This is a genomic window from Synechococcus sp. UW140, from assembly GCF_900474295.1.
Classification (GTDB): Bacteria; Cyanobacteriota; Cyanobacteriia; order PCC-6307; family Cyanobiaceae; genus Synechococcus_C.
In genome coordinates this window covers 224,346-238,105 of sequence record NZ_UCOB01000014.1, presented here as the reverse complement: position 1 = coordinate 238,105, position 13,760 = coordinate 224,346, and the positions used below count along the sequence as shown (strand labels likewise).

Genomic DNA, 13,760 nt, shown 5'->3' with positions numbered 1-13,760 from the left:
TCAGCATTCCATTCCTGTCGTTATCAATCGGTTAGCGCTTGTTTGTGATCGGTTGAATCGTCATCCCGACCGGCGCCAGGGCAATCAGAGCCAGTTTGATGTGCTGGATCCCAAAGGGAATGCCAATGATGCTGACGAAGCAGGCCAGGGCTGAGCTGAGGTGACCGATCGCCAGCCACCAACCAGCCACGACGAACCACAGCACATTGCCCACCAGCCCCAGGGGACCTGTGCCGAGATCATGGCGACCGTTCAGTTCTCGTCGGTTTATGGCTTCCTGACCGAAAGGCCAGAGCGCGAAATTCCCAATCACAAAACAGGCACGTGCCCAGGGCAAACCCACAATCGTGAGGGCACAGATCAGGCCCGCCAACCACCAGCCCAGAGCCATCACAACACCTCCAAGCAGCAGCCAGAGAAGGTTGAGCAGCAGCGTGATCATGGGGTTCGTCTGAGGCGATCGGGTCAGTGAATCGGGCTCAGCCCCCTGACTAGAACTGATTCGTAGATGGCCACCCCGAGCAGCGATAGCAACATCGCCATTACCAGCAGCTTGCCATTCATGGTGTCGCCCTTGCGTGCATGGATCATGGCGCCTCCCTAGGGCTCTGCCTACACCTTGAAGCAATCCTGCTGGCTTTCGATGGGTGCTCTCTGCCGTTGTGTTGGCTGCCTTGATTCAGGCCTGCCTGGATTGCCCTAGCTCCCTGGTGATGGTCGCTTGCAGGCGCGTGCCGCGATCACGGCGGCCTGGCCTTTGCGGTCTCCTTGAAACGGTTGGCGGCGGAGGCCATCACCATCGATGTCGAAATCTTTGCGACTGCAATTGATTCGCATGGTGCGCAGGCGGTACCAGCCATCCGGCTTGGCTTTGCCTTGTTGATTCAGAGAGTTGGCGCAGGATGAGGCCGATCCGATGCCGCAGTTCACCACCCCGAGAAGCGCGCCGAACACGTTGCCGGCGATCTGCCCCCCCCCGTTCAATTTCAAAGCGGTAGACCTCGGCCCTGACGGTTTTGGGCCCTGCAGGTTTGTCGTCTTCGCCGCGTCTGTTGCCTTTCCTGTTGGTCACCCGCGAGAAGGTTTCGGCTGTGTCCATCGTCCAGCCGCCACGGCGCAGTCCGGGTTTCAGTTCGCTGCCAACGCCGGCAATGAAGGCTTCATAGCGGGCTTTGGGATTGTTGTGTGGAGACTCCAAGTGGAAATCTCCGATGCTGAAGAAGAGATTGGCTGCATCGGTGAAGTCCTTGACCCCTAGCGCCTCGTTGTCCAGTAGCCATGCGAGATAACGTCCTGCGCGCCAATCGGCCGCATCCTCCTCGCGCTTGCTGTAGCTGCCACGGCTGCTGTGGTGATTGACATGGTGGCCCCATTCATGGGCGAGCACCGTGAGGGCAAGCAGGTGTCGACTGACGTTTGAGAAGCGCTGGGATCGGGGCATCCCGCGGGTGCTGAGGATGATCTCGTTGCTTTCCGGACAGTAGGCATTGACGCTCCGGCTACGGCCGCAGCCGGAGAAGCGACCGTTCCGGCCCATCAGGGTGACCAGTGGCAAATCTTCCACGCGGTCGCGGGCCACCTGGCGCCAGTACAAGCCCAGCAGTTTGTGGTGTGCGCCTACATAGGTTCCATAGGTTCTGCCACTGGCGATATCGGGACGGAAGTCCCGCACCTTGTTCAGCAGCGATTTCACCGACGGCATAGGGGCCTGATTCAAGTCAGAGCGGGGCTTGCGGTCGGTTTGTGGGGTCTTGGCGATCGCCGGCAGCACGAGCAAGATGCCCACCCCCAGGGCGGTGAGCGGGCGTCGGACCATCGCGATCCGCATCGATAACACGCGGTGTACTGATTTGAATTGAACCATCGTTGCTAACAAGACAGAAGCTCCTCTGGTGTTGCTATGTCCGTCTTCACCTCGTCGATCTCGTCTCTGATCGCTGATCCATCGGCGTTGCGGGACACTGCTGTGATCACTGGCATCTCAACGCTCACGCTGATCGGCATCCTGTATGGGATCAGGGAGCTGGGGCGTGAGATTCGCCAGTTCCGCAAGGTCAAGGCCTGAGTCTTTAGCGCTACGAGCGCTAAGCCAGTCAGATCGTCAGCGCCAAGCTCCGTTGTTGTTGCTTGCATCGCCTATCCAAGGCTTGCCGGGGTCGGGAACCAGTCCTCCGACCTGCTTGCAGGTTCTGTAGGGCTTTGGGCTTCAGAGCTGCAGGATCAGCCATGCCAACGTGCAGCTCACTCCAAGCGACACCAAACCGACAAGGGCTCTCCAGAAGCGTGGATCGTTGGGCCTCAACACGGCGACGGCAAGAAAAGCTGTCTTGACACTATCGGCCCTGACCACAACAGCAGGGCTCTCGGCAAGGGGATCTAGGCATGAGGACGGTCGCGGGCACGGTCGATGAACTCTTTCATCCGCCTGTGGCATTTGAATCCATCGGCTCCCTTCACGCCGCTGTTCACATCCACTCCCCAGGGCCTGACCTTGGCGATGGCTTGCTGCACGTTCTCAGGAGTGAGCCCTCCGGCCAGAAGGAAGGGGAGCTTGCTCTGCTTGACCAGATCGGAGCTCAATCCCCAGTCATGGGTGAGACCAGTGCCACCCACCTGTCCTGTGGCGTCGTTGCAGCTGTCGGCCACCACCCCATCCACCAGATCGGCATAGCGGCGAACCATGGCCAGCGGCTCGTCTCCGTTGACATGGACCGCTTTGAGCAGAGTCAGTCCTGGGTGACGGCGACGCACCGTTGCCACACACGCCACAGCCATCGTGCTGTGGATCTGCACCGCCGTTGGTTGCACCTGTTCGATCAGCATCAGTAGATCCTCAGGGTCGCTGGCATGGCTCACCAGCACACCGCTCACGAATGGGGGGAGCACTCTGAGAATGGAGTGGGCCTGCTGTGCACTAATGAAATCGGGGCTCGGATGGGCTTGCCCTACCAGCACCCCTACGGCATCGGCACCCAAGTGGGCTGCTTGTAGGGCATCGTCGCTGCTCCGGATGCCGCAGATCTTCACGCGCATCACCAATACACCGATGCGGCATTGGGGTGGTTGCCAGGCGCTGGCATGTCGATGATTGATACGCCGTTGATGCCGAATCGTTGGCGCAGTTCGAGCAAAGGCGTCTCGATGTCATCCCAGAAATTCCAGTCACTGAGTAGATCGCAGTGCATCGCGGCCCCCATGGCCAGCCCTTGGCTCACCATCTCAGGGTCGAAATTCATGGTTCCAGGGGCAATCCCTGGTGGCAGGCTCCAGGCGATCCCCATGTGGAAATCGATGATCACCTCTGCGAGCATTTCCCAGCCATAGGGTGTGCGTGCCATGCCTGCCTCCACCCCACCAACCGCGATTTCTCCCTTCATATCCGTGTTGGCACCACAGAGAATATGAACACAGTCGTGACGGACAGCGAATTCACCAAGGTTTCCCCTTTCCCCAGGGAAGTGAAAGCCACGATCGTTGTAGAAGGTGTGAATTGTCCTGCCCAGACTGCCTTGAGGTTGATGTTCTAAGGCGAGATAACGGGCCAGTTGTTGACGGTCGCCAAGCATCGTGTGCACTTCGCGTAGAGATGCTGCAAGTTGCTGCAGGGCATTGCCCGGAAAAAATGCATTCAGTGCGCGGCGGCCATAGTCAAAGAGGGCTTTTTTTAGCCGTTTTTCGCCAATCAGTTTCAGGTCCTTCAGGCTGTCGGGATGAAGATGAAGCTCCTCTGCATAGGCCTCCACTCTGCCGATCGCATCGCCGTCTAGGTCGCCACTGAGATAGGGCATTAAGACGAGCAACTGCATGGCCTGTCGGGCCTTGTGTGGTTGGCTCAGGCTGCGGTTAAGGGCTGTAGGCGTGCTGGCTGGTAAGCAGGAGAGCGCGATTTCCGGATGCTGAAGAAGGTGATCCCGCACCGACAGGGCAAAGCCCTTGCTCGGGTGATGGGGGTTACCGTCATCTGGGGCGATGCTGAGCATTGCGGCCAACACGTGCTCTGCTTCAGGTCGGGTGTAATCAGAGAGAAACACTGTGTCCCGAATCGGTCTCTTCAATGACGATGGCAGGATGCAATCATCCTCGCCAGACCGACGGTGCCCCTTATTAACGTCCGCACATCGTTGTCATCGCTGGCCGATGCTGATGGGGTCCTCAAGGAACTCTCGTCGACCCTCGCGCAGCTGACCGGTAAGCCTGAGGCCTATGTGATGACTCTGCTGGAGACGGGGGTGCCGATGACCTTTGCCGGCAGCAGCGATCCCTGCGCTTATGTGGAGGTCAAGTCGATCGGAGCTTTGAAACCGCCAGCGATGACCGAGGCATTTTGCGACTTGATCAGCAAGCGCACCGGTATTCCCTCCAATCGCATCTATATCGGCTTTGATGACGTCAAGGCCACGGCCTGGGGCTGGAATGGCAAGACCTTCGGCTGAGGGCTTGGACGTTTCAACTGCGCATAAAAAAAGTCGAGGTTTGACCCTCGACTCTGCCCCCATCCCGACCAAGCGGTGGGACCCGTGGACTAAGGATGGGGCTGGTCAGGCGGGTTGGCTTTGGGCGATTGTGCTCATTTTTCTCTCCCTGCAAGATTGAATGAGCGTTGCAGCCGTTAGTGGCTGATTGGTGGCAGGTCTTGTTTTGGTGGCTGGCCATCGAGCAGCACGGCGGTGCCACTCACGGAGACCAGCATCATCCCGCCATCTCCGAACACCTCGTAGTCGAGGTCCACGCCGATGACGGCATTGGCGTTCATGCTCACGGCGCGATTGACCATCTCGTCTGTGGCGGCCTGACGTGCTTTTGCCAGGGCCTCCTCATAGGCCTTGGAACGCCCACCGACGATGTCTCGCATGCTGGCGAGCATGTCGCGGAACAGATTGGCGCCAATGATCGCCTCTCCGGTGACCAGACCGCGGTAGTGAATCACTTTCTGGCCTTCCACATTGGGAGTGGTGGTGATCAGCATCAGGGGGCAGCGGCGGCGAAGCAAGCCACCTCACTGCTAGCTCTCTTAAGCCGGAGTGACAGCGACGTCCGGTTCGAGCCGAATTGAGCCGGTTTCGATCAAGCGCAGCAGGCTCTGGCGTAGTTTCTGTTCCTGTTGATCCAGGTCTTGACTGAGCAGAAGAGACCTGTACTCCTTGTTGGAAATTCGATTGTGCAGCCTGGCAGCAAGGTAGAGATCCACCATTCGTCCTGCTGGGTCTGGTAAGAGGAATTCAACCCTATGCGCTGCTGTTGCCAGCCGTGGGTTCCTTTTGATCTTGGCGGCGGCGGCTGTGGTTTTGAGACCAAGCTTTTGAGCTGTTGGGTGGGCAGCAGGTCTGGGTTGTCGGGGGTGGCTCGTAGGATGCGCGGCGCTGTTCAACGCCCCCCATGGCCAATCTCGACCAGGCTCCGAGCCGCAGCATGCCGAATCTTTTGCATGTGTTGCCGGCATTCGCTGATGAGGCGGAGCTGCGCCTGAACACGATCGTGGAGCTCAACTCCAACACGATCAATAAATACGAGCTGATCACTGAAACCGGTCACCTCAAGCTGGACCGCGTTGGCTATTCCTCCCTGGCTTACCCCTTTGCCTACGGATGCATTCCTCGCACCTGGGATGAGGACGGTGATCCTCTCGATATCGAGATCGTGGGCGTGACTGAGCCTCTGATTCCCGGCTCCGTGGTGGAGGCTCGGATCATCGGCATCATGACCTTCGATGACGGTGGTGAGGTGGATGACAAAGTCATCGCTGTGCTGGCCGATGACAAGCGGATGGATCACATCAAGAGTTTTGAGGACCTCGGCGAGCACTGGAAGAAGGAAACCACCTACTACTGGCAGCACTACAAGGATCTGAAGAAGCCTGGCACCTGCACGGTGAATGGCTTCTTCGGTAACGACAAGGCTGTTGAGATCATCAAGAGCTGTGAGGCCCGTTATCTGGCAGAGATCGACCCCAAGCTGGTCGACTGAGTCTGACCAGCCTGTCCAGATTGTTTTATCGGCGGGGGAGACCCCGCCTTTGTTTTGTCTTCAGATCGTCGCAGCTGCTTTTTCTCTGAGCGATATTTAGGTTGAGACCAGCGGGTCTCATTGGTCTCATGTCAATCATTGCTGTGGCGCTTGTTCGTTCGTCTGCAGCTGTTCTGGCGGCTGCAGCGGCCCTGCCGGTGATGTTGCCACCTGCTGCTGCTGCCAGTGAGAAGCAGGTGGCTGCCTTGCCAGCGCTGACCGCGACCAGGATTCATCTCGATTTGAACAGCCGCAGGATCAGCGTGATCCGTAACGGTCAGCGCCTCGGTCTCTGGCCTGTTGCGATCGGTGACCCCAAGACTCCAACTCCAACGGGTCTGTTCCGCGTGGAAAATATGCGCGTCAATCCGCAGTATCAGAGCACCAAATCAGGCGAGGTCAATCCGGTCACGGGTCGAGGTGGACCGCTTGGGCATCGTTGGATTGGTTTTCTGCAGCAGGGTGAGAATCAATTCGGCATTCACGGCACTCCCTGGCCCCACTGGGTGAAAATCCGTGCAGCTGTGTCCAACGGTTGTGTGCGCATGCTGAATGCCCACGTTCATCAGCTGTATGAACTGGTGGATGTGGGCACGCCTGTGCTGATCACGCGCTGAGACCTCCCATCACTGGGGGCGAACGGTGTCGAAGATCTCCTTGAGGATCTCCCCGGCCCCCTGAGATTTGAGGATGTCGGCCAGTTTCTTGCCGATCGTTTCGGCTTCGGCAAGCGTGCCGCTCTGTTGCTCACGGATCAGCCGCTTGCCATCGAGGCTGGCCACCATGCCGATCAGTGTGAGGGTGTCGCCGTCGATCGTGGTGTTGACTCCGATCGGCACCTGGCATCCTCCCTCCAGTTCCCGCAGGAAGGAGCGTTCCGCCAAGCAGCGGCTGGAGGTGGGTGCGTGCTCGAGCACTTTGATCAGTTCCAGCACCTCCGGTTTGCCCTCCACGCACTCGATGCCGAGGGCTCCTTGTCCCACCGCATGCAGAGAGATCTCGCTGGGGATGTTTTGGTGAATGCGATCCCCGAAGCCCAGGCGGGTCAGGCCTGCTGCCGCAAGGATGAGGCAGTCGTAGTTGCCGGCGTCCAGCTTCTCGAGGCGGGTGATCACATTGCCGCGCACATCTTTGAACTCCAGATGGGGGTAGTGATGGCGCAGCTGAGCGAGCCGGCGCAGTGAGCTGGTGCCCACCACGGAGCCTTCAGGAAGGGTGTCGAGTTGGTAGTCGGCATTCTTCGCATTCACCACCAGGGCGTCAGCAGGGTCTTCGCGCTCGGTGATGCACCCAAGCATCAGGCCCTCGGGCAGGTTGGTCGGTAAGTCCTTCAGCGAATGCACCGCGATATCAGCTCGGTCGACGAGCATCTGAGCTTCCAGCTCTTTGGTGAACAGCCCCTTGTCGCCGATTTTGGCCAGAGCCACATCCAGGATTTTGTCGCCTTGGGTGGCCATCGCCTCCACAGAAATCGCGAGGCCAGGGTGGGCCTTTTCAAGTTCAGCCTTCACCCAATTGGTCTGCACCATGGCCAGCTGGCTTCGGCGGGAAGCGATGCGCAGTTGCTCGAGGGCCATGGAGAGTCACTAGCAGCCGACCAGACTACGCAGTCGTGCTCTCAGCTTTACGATTTGCCATACGTCGTGATGAGCTTGTCTCCATGCCTGGGCCGGTGGTGAATGGCGTTCGCAGCAATCCTTCCTCAACAGCGATGCCGCCGGGTCAGGCCGGCGTGACCGATGCCCCTTTTATGCCGTTGCTGGCTGAGGGCACGATCAAGCTTCTGCTCCTCTGCAGCGGTCAATTGGTGATCGCCCGGTTACGCAACACCAGCGACCGCGATGGTGATCGGGCTTATCAGTTGCTGCGGCCCTTGGAGGTTCAGCCGAAGGGATCGTTGGAGGGAGACGATGGCGGTAGCGGCTGGATGCTCAGTCCGTTTCTCTCCGGTCTCACATCCCAGGCGAATCTTGTTCTCTTCAAAGTTGCGGTGGCCTCGATCCTTGATCCAGAGCCCCGCCTGATTCAGGCGTACACCACTCGAACCAATCAGGAATGCCCGCCTTCGGATACACCGGTTGAGCGGCTCAAGCGTGCGTTTCAGGAGTTCACCGAAAGCATTGAGGGCGGCTGAGGTCGTGGTCGCGTGTCGGCATCGACCTTGATTCTGAGGGCCGCTCCGTTCAGGGACGCTGCTCAGCTGCCAGCATCTGGGTCGTGGCCATCTCTTCAGCGGTGAAGTCGACTGACGGCACGGCAAGATCTGTATCGCGCCGGAAATAGAGCAGCACCTGATCTCCGATCTGGCCTTCGTAGTAATGCTCCCAGCCTCGCTTGCCATAGATGTTCAGCAGGTTCTGAACTTGTAGAGGCGTGTTGGTGGCCTGACTGCTCTGGTAGTGGCTGGCGAACTCTTTCTCGATGAATTCCTTTGACATCTTCAACTGCTCGCTGGCTTTAACCGGATCCGGAGCAGCAATCGGGGTGACGTTGACTCCCACCACGCGGTATTGATAACTCATTGGCCTCCCCAAATGTCGCCACACCTTAGGGGCTTTGTTTGGTCGCTTTACTGGCGGGCGGTGGATAGGGGTTTAAACCTGAGCATGCATCTTGCCGATGCCATTGCTGGCCAATCCGGGCGCTTTGTTGCCTTAACCAAGCCTTTCCGTGTGGGATCTGGCTGCGTTGAGCGTCCGCTGCGGCTGCTCACGCCCTGCTTCTGAAGCCTTTGCTCTTGATCCGCAGAGATCAGCAGACCTCAGTCCCGATCCAATTCGGTTGTGCTGTGCAACATTTTTTTCAGCTGGCGTTTGACGCGGATGTGCTTGGAGCGGTTGAGCTCATAGGTTTGGTTTCGCTTCAGGGCATACAACAGAACCGTGATAGTGGCTGCGAACCCGCCAGAAAGCAGCGTGATGGAAAGCAGATTGAAGCCGTTCATGCTTGCTGCAACGCAACAGAGCCGCTGGGCATGAGCACTGGTGCTGTGATCGTTCGTTTGTTGCCCCCCATGTCGTACTTAGTTGGAAAAGCTTTCAAGTAGGCCATAGATGGCGTTGACACGATCGACGCGAGGGCAGGAACGACTCATGCCGTCGGAGAGTTCAACGATCATGGCCGTCACGAAGTAACCCGCCTGGTCATCTGTGAGATCAGGCATGTCCATGGGGTTGATGTCGGCAGTGAGAAAGGCCTTCAGCATCATTGTTTCATCCAGATTTTTCATGCTGATCGATCGGCCGCCCTTGCAGGCAAGCGGGAGCAGGCCTTTTGCGAGCTCTGTTCCTACGGTGTTCAGTTGCCGTTCACTGAATGCCGCCGCTGTCATTCCAGGTGTTGCCGCCAGCAACAGACATCCCATCAGGCTTGTGAAGCGTTTGATCATGACTGGGATGTGTGGTTCTGGCCTGCACCTTAGGGGCGTGGCCAGCTCTCAGCCCCTGTCCACAAGAGATCCAGAAACGGCTTTGATAACACTCCTGTATTGACCTGCAGATTTCAGCGCCTAAGTGCCTCCTTTTTTAGGATGAATGAATCGATTCTCCTGAGTGTTCTGATCAGCAAGACTCGAAAGTCTGTCGCTCGATGATGCCTCGTTGATTCTTGATGCAAACTCTCACAAGCTCGTCAGATGCGCATGCATCAACGGAGTTGATCTTAGTTTCCAGGCATCATTCTGGATGAATGTGGTCATGCCTTGATGCTTTTTGTTTTCCAACCACTACTGCATTAAGCCATGGCCATGCGTGCTTTCTTTCCGTTTGAACCGATCAGTCTTCGCCGCGATCGAGCCTATGCCTGATCGTGTCTTTGTTTGCCGCTCTCTCTGCTGAGGCCTTGAGATGAAGATGGTTGGAACCAACGCAGAGCGCTGCCATGGAACGAACCAATAGCAGCCGCGCAAGCGGTGTCATGAGAACGCTCCCGCTCTGAGCCGCGTCTCCTTGCTGTTTGATGTGCTTGCGCGTTGAGGCGATGGGAATGGTGCGAAGCCTATGCTTCTCTGCATGGCAGCAAGCATGGAAGTATCAAGCCAGTTGATCGCTCTTTTGATTCCCACTTCTTAGCCATCAGAGTCAGCAGCTGTGAACGGATGAAGAAGAACAGGATATGGTTCGGACTAGTCTTTTTTGGGCTGCTGGCCTCTGCTTGGAAATGTGGTTATGACTCGGCGACTTATACGCGTGGATTGGATTCACGTGAGCAACTTGAAGAGGTCGCTCCGGACAGAATAGATCGTTGTTTAGTTAAGACTGGTGGGCGAATACCGACGAAATACATCAATAGTCCTGATGAGCCAACGGTGCGGGAGTCGCCTGCAGAGTGTCAAGGAATCGAGGCTCAGGTGATGAATGCCGTGATGGACAGGCAGATGGAACGATGTCAGAAGGCCCATGACCATCTTCGAGAGGTGTCTGCAAGGCGTGGCTCGGCCTTGTCAGATGAGATGACACTGGCTTCGGAACAGCAGATCAGAGAATGTGTCACCCATGTCAATGATCTTTGGTATCAGTAGGCCTCCATGGCTCTGGAGACATTGAAGCCGCGCGCTCTTCTCAGGTGCGGTGTGAGGAGAACGTCGTGAGCTGGCCTGATCTGGCGCCGATCCATCGGCAAGGCGTCCTGGCCTATGGGTTCAGCCCGTCTAGTCCGTGCAGGATATGGGAAACCTGGTCTGCATTCACCCATCGGATGCTCCCGTCATCGACATCGGCGATTTGAAACAGGCTGTTCGCGCTGGGGTCCCTGGCGCCTCCTTCGCAGAAGATGACTTGGCCCATCCACCAATCGCTGTTCTGGGGTTGGGCGGAGTCAGCCTGGTGATTCACGATGACGAAATCACCGGGCGTCACCGAGAGAAAAAGGGGCGCTGGTCGAGCGGCCGTGGGACCCAAGGCGGCCGCAGCCTTTTTGGTGGGCATAGAACGTTTGTACCAATTGGCTAGTTCTAGCGGTGTTCGCTGGTCTGGCAATCCGTTCGTCGGCAAGGAGTCCAAGTCTTTGCAGGCTGAGCGCTCCAGATGTGGCAACTGATACGACATCGCCAAGCCGGCCAGGGTCATGACAAGAGGGGTCCCGAGTCCTGCATGGCTTTGGGATGCGGAGTTGAGGGAAGTTGGTTGCCCCACGTCCCTCTCCACTGCTGTCTGCTCTCTATCTCAAGTTGAACGCAAGCCATGACGTCACCGAGTTGCCTGATCGCCCTGACTCCAAGAGGGTCCTCGATCCATCGGATCGGAGAGGGTGAATACCGCGTCTGCGACCAAGGTCACAACTGTCAATTGGTCTCTGGCCTCTACAAGGCTGAAGAGATCGTTCGAGAGCTTGAACGGGGTTTTGGCTATCCGTATGCAACCAACTTTCATGCGCTGGAGCCGGACTCGTGCTCCTGATCGAGTGCGCCTCGCGTTCCAAGTCAGCTGCAAAGGGAAGGGTGTCAGGTTTCGATGCTGTTCTCCGTCTGGTTGTTAATCCCACAAACGTTTCTTGTTGGCAGGGCGAAACTCTTGCCAAATTCGCTTGTTGGGCATGGAATTCGCGGTGACACTCCTGATGTCTCTCTTGTTTGCGTCGCTCTGTCTGCGTGCATCCGCTGCATTTAGTGATCCTGACGACTCGCCCCTGTGACCTCTCGCTTCTGATCCAGCGTCTGATTCCTTGGAGGCACCACTACCACTGGTGTCTCCCAAAGAAAAAGCCTGCCTCTTTGGGCAGGCCGGGTGATGGGGTCTCCAAACTTACATCCGATGACCGCTACATGCAGTGCTTTGGACCTTGCTGGCTGGCTTCCAATTAAAAGTTCACCCAAACCTTTAGAGCAGCTTTAGCTACACCATCTATAAGGTTCAGCTTGTACCATTCAAGCCATGTACCACATATGTGGCGCAGACAAGGGCCGGGTGATGGGGATTACTTGGCTGATCTGACCGCTCCATAAGGGGCGGTCTTTTTGTCTGCACCTGGCGCATTTATACCCGGCTCCATCGAGCAGGCAATGGGGTTCATGGAGAAGGAGTCCAGCTGTTGAGCTGACACCAAGAACCTTGTTTTGCTCCGGTGCTTCACAGGGGGGCGTGGCTGAGGTAACGCCAAAGGCCCCGTGATCCATGCCAACGCCGAAGCAAGGTCAGGCAGAGGGGCGGATGTTATCTCCGGCGTGTGTCTTACAGCCGTAGAGGCAATGCTCTGGAAAATAGACTGAGGCTTATGACAACTCAGCGATTCAGTCTCCACCCTTACTGGATTGAAGCCCTTCCTGATGATGAGAAGGTCCGGCTCTTTACGAATGTCTGTGGCTACCTGGAGGACAGTGGTGACTGCTTGGATCACTTCCACCCTGATCAGCGATGGAGTAGGGAGACCATCCTTGATTACGTCAATAGTCAATTCATAGAGGACTTCACCAAGGCCGCCGAAGCAGATATTGCAACGGGTGGAGATAAGGAGCGCTTGTTTCAGTTCGTGGTGCTCCCTCAGTGCCGTCACCTCTTGCCCGAGCCAGAGGACAAGCCCTATCTGGAAGAAACTGGTCAGCTCACGCGACACACAGGCCATCTAGTGACCTGCCTTGTCGTCCCTCATTTCTGGAGTCTGGACATCCCAGAGGATTGGAAAAAGGAATGGTTCTTGGACTTTTATCGGTTGGAAGAGGAGTGGATTGCAGGTGGTTTTTCTGCTGTAGGGATCGATGGCTAAGCGCTAGTCGCTCAGGTCTGTGAGGAGAAGCCGGTTGTCTAATTCAAACTCTGCAAACAAAGCAACGGCATCATGGTTCATCTTTTTTTGGGCAAGTTCTACAACTCTTTCTTGCCACCAATCAAGGATCTCGTCGTGAAGCGGGGCATCCAGATGAATTAAGCTCGTCATAGGGAAACTCCATATTGGCCAACCTATGCGCTGGTGAGCACTTGTCTACGGACTCTCACCGAACTTCATTAGCAAATGTAAAGCTTGCTGTCTGGGCCTGCTTGCTTGAGGGTGTTTTGGCTGGGCTGGTGAGTCTCTCTTCGTTATGGATATTGACTGTATTCAATTCCTTCAACAGAGAACTCTTTTGCTAGTGCAAGAAGGTTTCTCGCTTCATGTTCGGATAGTTTGCACAAGTTACTTGTCCACTTCTCCATCTTGATCTGTATTTCCCCGCCTTTGTAGTCTTCTGAAAATGTGTCGTACGCCTGGTGGAGCATGAGACAGATGTCTTTCCTTGCCAACCATGGGTGAGCCTGTGCGATGCGGACGACTCGATTCGGTTTCATTGGCGATTGATCCTATCCTCCACTCATAACGGTTCTTTTGCTTACTCTCTCCTGCAAATGACCTGCTCGCTGGTATCAAAAGACTTTGAGGTGAACTCTCTATTGCGTATGGATGTCTGTGCACATCAGCTCAATCGTTTTGTTGATGACTTGTCTTCGCACTCCTCTACTGCAAACTCTTTCACTCGCGCCAGAAGGTTTTTCATGTTGTGTTCTGAGAGTCGACATGCCCCTTCGATCCAACTCTCCATCTTCATCAATAATTCACCATCTTGGCAGTCTTCTGAGATGCCTCTGTAAGCGCACTCCAGCATGAGGACAATGTCCTGTCTCGGGAGCCAGCGATGCGCCAGGGAGATGCGGTCGACGCGGCTTAATTCCATTCATCGGCAGTTTCGCTTCAGTGTCATAGGGGTTTCTGCCTTGCGTTGACTCTCCAAATGAGTTGTTGATCGGTATCAAACGACTGAGGGGGGCTATTGGGGTGCTCGAGCTGCA

20 protein-coding genes are annotated in these 13,760 nt (G+C 56.6%); 7 read left to right on the top strand and 13 right to left on the bottom strand.

Features of this window, described 5'->3' with window-relative positions; all coding sequences use genetic code 11:
* Positions 1–31: 31 nt before the first annotated feature.
* The 3 genes from DXY10_RS06210 to DXY10_RS06205 form a co-directional block, all read right to left on the bottom strand.
* A complete protein-coding gene (locus DXY10_RS06210; protein WP_115017253.1) occupies positions 32–442 on the bottom strand; it encodes a YccF domain-containing protein in 411 nt (136 codons plus the stop codon).
* Between the two features lie 23 nt (positions 443–465).
* Positions 466–591: a hypothetical protein gene (locus tag DXY10_RS14995; RefSeq protein ID WP_256359472.1), complete on the bottom strand. Its 126-nt coding sequence runs from the start codon at positions 589–591 to the stop codon at positions 466–468.
* A gap of 202 nt (positions 592–793) precedes the next feature.
* Complete coding sequence (locus DXY10_RS06205; RefSeq protein WP_136989079.1) at positions 794–1,816, bottom strand: Zn peptidase; 1,023 nt, start codon at positions 1,814–1,816, stop codon at positions 794–796.
* Between the two features lie 84 nt (positions 1,817–1,900).
* Between DXY10_RS06205 and DXY10_RS14510 the strand changes: the two genes are divergently transcribed.
* Entirely contained in the window at positions 1,901–2,065 is a 165-nt protein-coding gene (locus DXY10_RS14510) for a hypothetical protein (RefSeq protein ID WP_170955714.1), read from the top strand.
* A gap of 311 nt (positions 2,066–2,376) precedes the next feature.
* Here DXY10_RS14510 and DXY10_RS06200 read toward each other — a convergent pair whose 3' ends face one another.
* Together DXY10_RS06200 and DXY10_RS06195 are read right to left on the bottom strand one after the other, a co-directional pair.
* Complete coding sequence (locus DXY10_RS06200) at positions 2,377–3,033, bottom strand: phosphoribosylanthranilate isomerase (RefSeq protein ID WP_115017248.1); 657 nt, start codon at positions 3,031–3,033, stop codon at positions 2,377–2,379.
* On the bottom strand, positions 3,033–4,055 hold the full coding sequence (locus tag DXY10_RS06195; RefSeq protein WP_136989076.1) for a hypothetical protein: 1,023 nt from the start codon (positions 4,053–4,055) through the stop codon (positions 3,033–3,035). Before DXY10_RS06195 ends, DXY10_RS06200 begins: the two co-directional genes overlap by 1 nt.
* 39 nt (positions 4,056–4,094) lie before the next feature.
* Between DXY10_RS06195 and DXY10_RS06190 the strand changes: the two genes are divergently transcribed.
* Complete coding sequence (locus DXY10_RS06190; RefSeq protein ID WP_115017244.1) at positions 4,095–4,433, top strand: phenylpyruvate tautomerase MIF-related protein; 339 nt, start codon at positions 4,095–4,097, stop codon at positions 4,431–4,433.
* A gap of 176 nt (positions 4,434–4,609) precedes the next feature.
* Here DXY10_RS06190 and DXY10_RS06185 read toward each other — a convergent pair whose 3' ends face one another.
* Together DXY10_RS06185 and DXY10_RS06180 are read right to left on the bottom strand one after the other, a co-directional pair.
* Positions 4,610–4,966: a YbjQ family protein gene (locus DXY10_RS06185; protein WP_115017241.1), complete on the bottom strand. Its 357-nt coding sequence runs from the start codon at positions 4,964–4,966 to the stop codon at positions 4,610–4,612.
* A gap of 45 nt (positions 4,967–5,011) precedes the next feature.
* Positions 5,012–5,191, bottom strand: a complete 180-nt coding sequence (locus DXY10_RS06180; RefSeq protein ID WP_115017238.1) for a hypothetical protein — start codon at positions 5,189–5,191, stop codon at positions 5,012–5,014.
* A gap of 185 nt (positions 5,192–5,376) precedes the next feature.
* Here DXY10_RS06180 and DXY10_RS06175 point away from each other — a divergent pair, with 185 nt between their 5' ends.
* The gene (locus DXY10_RS06175; protein ID WP_115017236.1) at positions 5,377–5,964 is read left to right on the top strand and encodes an inorganic diphosphatase; all 588 of its coding nucleotides are present in this window, start codon (positions 5,377–5,379) and stop codon (positions 5,962–5,964) included.
* Between the two features lie 128 nt (positions 5,965–6,092).
* On the top strand, positions 6,093–6,620 hold the full coding sequence (locus DXY10_RS06170; RefSeq protein ID WP_115017179.1) for a L,D-transpeptidase: 528 nt from the start codon (positions 6,093–6,095) through the stop codon (positions 6,618–6,620).
* 9 nt (positions 6,621–6,629) lie between these two features.
* Here the strand turns inward: DXY10_RS06170 and hemC are convergent, their stop codons facing one another.
* A complete protein-coding gene (hemC, locus tag DXY10_RS06165) occupies positions 6,630–7,580 on the bottom strand; it encodes a hydroxymethylbilane synthase (protein ID WP_115017177.1) in 951 nt (316 codons plus the stop codon).
* Between the two features lie 83 nt (positions 7,581–7,663).
* On the opposite strand from hemC, the gene DXY10_RS06160 reads away from it, so the two are divergent.
* The gene (locus tag DXY10_RS06160) at positions 7,664–8,137 is read left to right on the top strand and encodes a DUF6561 domain-containing protein (protein ID WP_115017175.1); all 474 of its coding nucleotides are present in this window, start codon (positions 7,664–7,666) and stop codon (positions 8,135–8,137) included.
* 49 nt (positions 8,138–8,186) lie between these two features.
* Here DXY10_RS06160 and DXY10_RS06155 read toward each other — a convergent pair whose 3' ends face one another.
* The 3 genes from DXY10_RS06155 to DXY10_RS06145 form a co-directional block, all read right to left on the bottom strand.
* A complete protein-coding gene (locus DXY10_RS06155; RefSeq protein WP_115017172.1) occupies positions 8,187–8,525 on the bottom strand; it encodes a hypothetical protein in 339 nt (112 codons plus the stop codon).
* Positions 8,526–8,764: 239 nt separating this feature from the next.
* Positions 8,765–8,947 (bottom strand): hypothetical protein, encoded by a 183-nt coding sequence (locus DXY10_RS06150; RefSeq protein WP_115017171.1) that lies wholly within the window; start codon positions 8,945–8,947, stop codon positions 8,765–8,767.
* A gap of 78 nt (positions 8,948–9,025) precedes the next feature.
* A complete protein-coding gene (locus DXY10_RS06145; protein ID WP_115017168.1) occupies positions 9,026–9,391 on the bottom strand; it encodes a hypothetical protein in 366 nt (121 codons plus the stop codon).
* Between the two features lie 708 nt (positions 9,392–10,099).
* Here DXY10_RS06145 and DXY10_RS14235 point away from each other — a divergent pair.
* Complete coding sequence (locus tag DXY10_RS14235) at positions 10,100–10,522, top strand: hypothetical protein (RefSeq protein WP_136989074.1); 423 nt, start codon at positions 10,100–10,102, stop codon at positions 10,520–10,522.
* Positions 10,523–10,634: 112 nt separating this feature from the next.
* Here DXY10_RS14235 and DXY10_RS15125 read toward each other — a convergent pair whose 3' ends face one another.
* Positions 10,635–11,135, bottom strand: coding sequence for a DUF3104 domain-containing protein (locus DXY10_RS15125; RefSeq protein ID WP_371411126.1), 501 nt, complete (start codon positions 11,133–11,135; stop codon positions 10,635–10,637).
* Between the two features lie 1,078 nt (positions 11,136–12,213).
* Here DXY10_RS15125 and DXY10_RS06125 point away from each other — a divergent pair.
* Positions 12,214–12,702: a hypothetical protein gene (locus DXY10_RS06125; RefSeq protein ID WP_115017162.1), complete on the top strand. Its 489-nt coding sequence runs from the start codon at positions 12,214–12,216 to the stop codon at positions 12,700–12,702.
* 685 nt (positions 12,703–13,387) lie between these two features.
* Here the strand turns inward: DXY10_RS06125 and DXY10_RS14505 are convergent.
* Positions 13,388–13,645: a hypothetical protein gene (locus DXY10_RS14505; RefSeq protein WP_115017157.1), complete on the bottom strand. Its 258-nt coding sequence runs from the start codon at positions 13,643–13,645 to the stop codon at positions 13,388–13,390.
* Between the last annotated feature and the right edge of the window lie 115 nt (positions 13,646–13,760).

Coding starts and splice junctions, on each gene's coding strand:
- hemC (WP_115017177.1), bottom strand. CDS start 7,580: ATGGCCCTCGAGCAACTGCGCATCGCTTCCCGCCGAAGCCAGCTGGCC.
- DXY10_RS06125 (WP_115017162.1), top strand. CDS start 12,214: ATGACAACTCAGCGATTCAGTCTCCACCCTTACTGGATTGAAGCCCTT.
- DXY10_RS14505 (WP_115017157.1), bottom strand. CDS start 13,645: ATGGAATTAAGCCGCGTCGACCGCATCTCCCTGGCGCATCGCTGGCTC.
- DXY10_RS14510 (WP_170955714.1), top strand. CDS start 1,901: ATGTCCGTCTTCACCTCGTCGATCTCGTCTCTGATCGCTGATCCATCG.
- DXY10_RS06210 (WP_115017253.1), bottom strand. CDS start 442: ATGATCACGCTGCTGCTCAACCTTCTCTGGCTGCTGCTTGGAGGTGTT.
- DXY10_RS06200 (WP_115017248.1), bottom strand. CDS start 3,033: ATGCGCGTGAAGATCTGCGGCATCCGGAGCAGCGACGATGCCCTACAA.
- DXY10_RS06205 (WP_136989079.1), bottom strand. CDS start 1,816: ATGGTCCGACGCCCGCTCACCGCCCTGGGGGTGGGCATCTTGCTCGTG.
- DXY10_RS06145 (WP_115017168.1), bottom strand. CDS start 9,391: ATGATCAAACGCTTCACAAGCCTGATGGGATGTCTGTTGCTGGCGGCA.
- DXY10_RS06185 (WP_115017241.1), bottom strand. CDS start 4,966: ATGCTGATCACCACCACTCCCAATGTGGAAGGCCAGAAAGTGATTCAC.
- DXY10_RS14235 (WP_136989074.1), top strand. CDS start 10,100: ATGAAGAAGAACAGGATATGGTTCGGACTAGTCTTTTTTGGGCTGCTG.
- DXY10_RS06170 (WP_115017179.1), top strand. CDS start 6,093: ATGTCAATCATTGCTGTGGCGCTTGTTCGTTCGTCTGCAGCTGTTCTG.
- DXY10_RS06180 (WP_115017238.1), bottom strand. CDS start 5,191: ATGGTGGATCTCTACCTTGCTGCCAGGCTGCACAATCGAATTTCCAAC.
- DXY10_RS06155 (WP_115017172.1), bottom strand. CDS start 8,525: ATGAGTTATCAATACCGCGTGGTGGGAGTCAACGTCACCCCGATTGCT.
- DXY10_RS06150 (WP_115017171.1), bottom strand. CDS start 8,947: ATGAACGGCTTCAATCTGCTTTCCATCACGCTGCTTTCTGGCGGGTTC.
- DXY10_RS14995 (WP_256359472.1), bottom strand. CDS start 591: ATGATCCATGCACGCAAGGGCGACACCATGAATGGCAAGCTGCTGGTA.
- DXY10_RS06175 (WP_115017236.1), top strand. CDS start 5,377: ATGGCCAATCTCGACCAGGCTCCGAGCCGCAGCATGCCGAATCTTTTG.
- DXY10_RS06160 (WP_115017175.1), top strand. CDS start 7,664: ATGCCTGGGCCGGTGGTGAATGGCGTTCGCAGCAATCCTTCCTCAACA.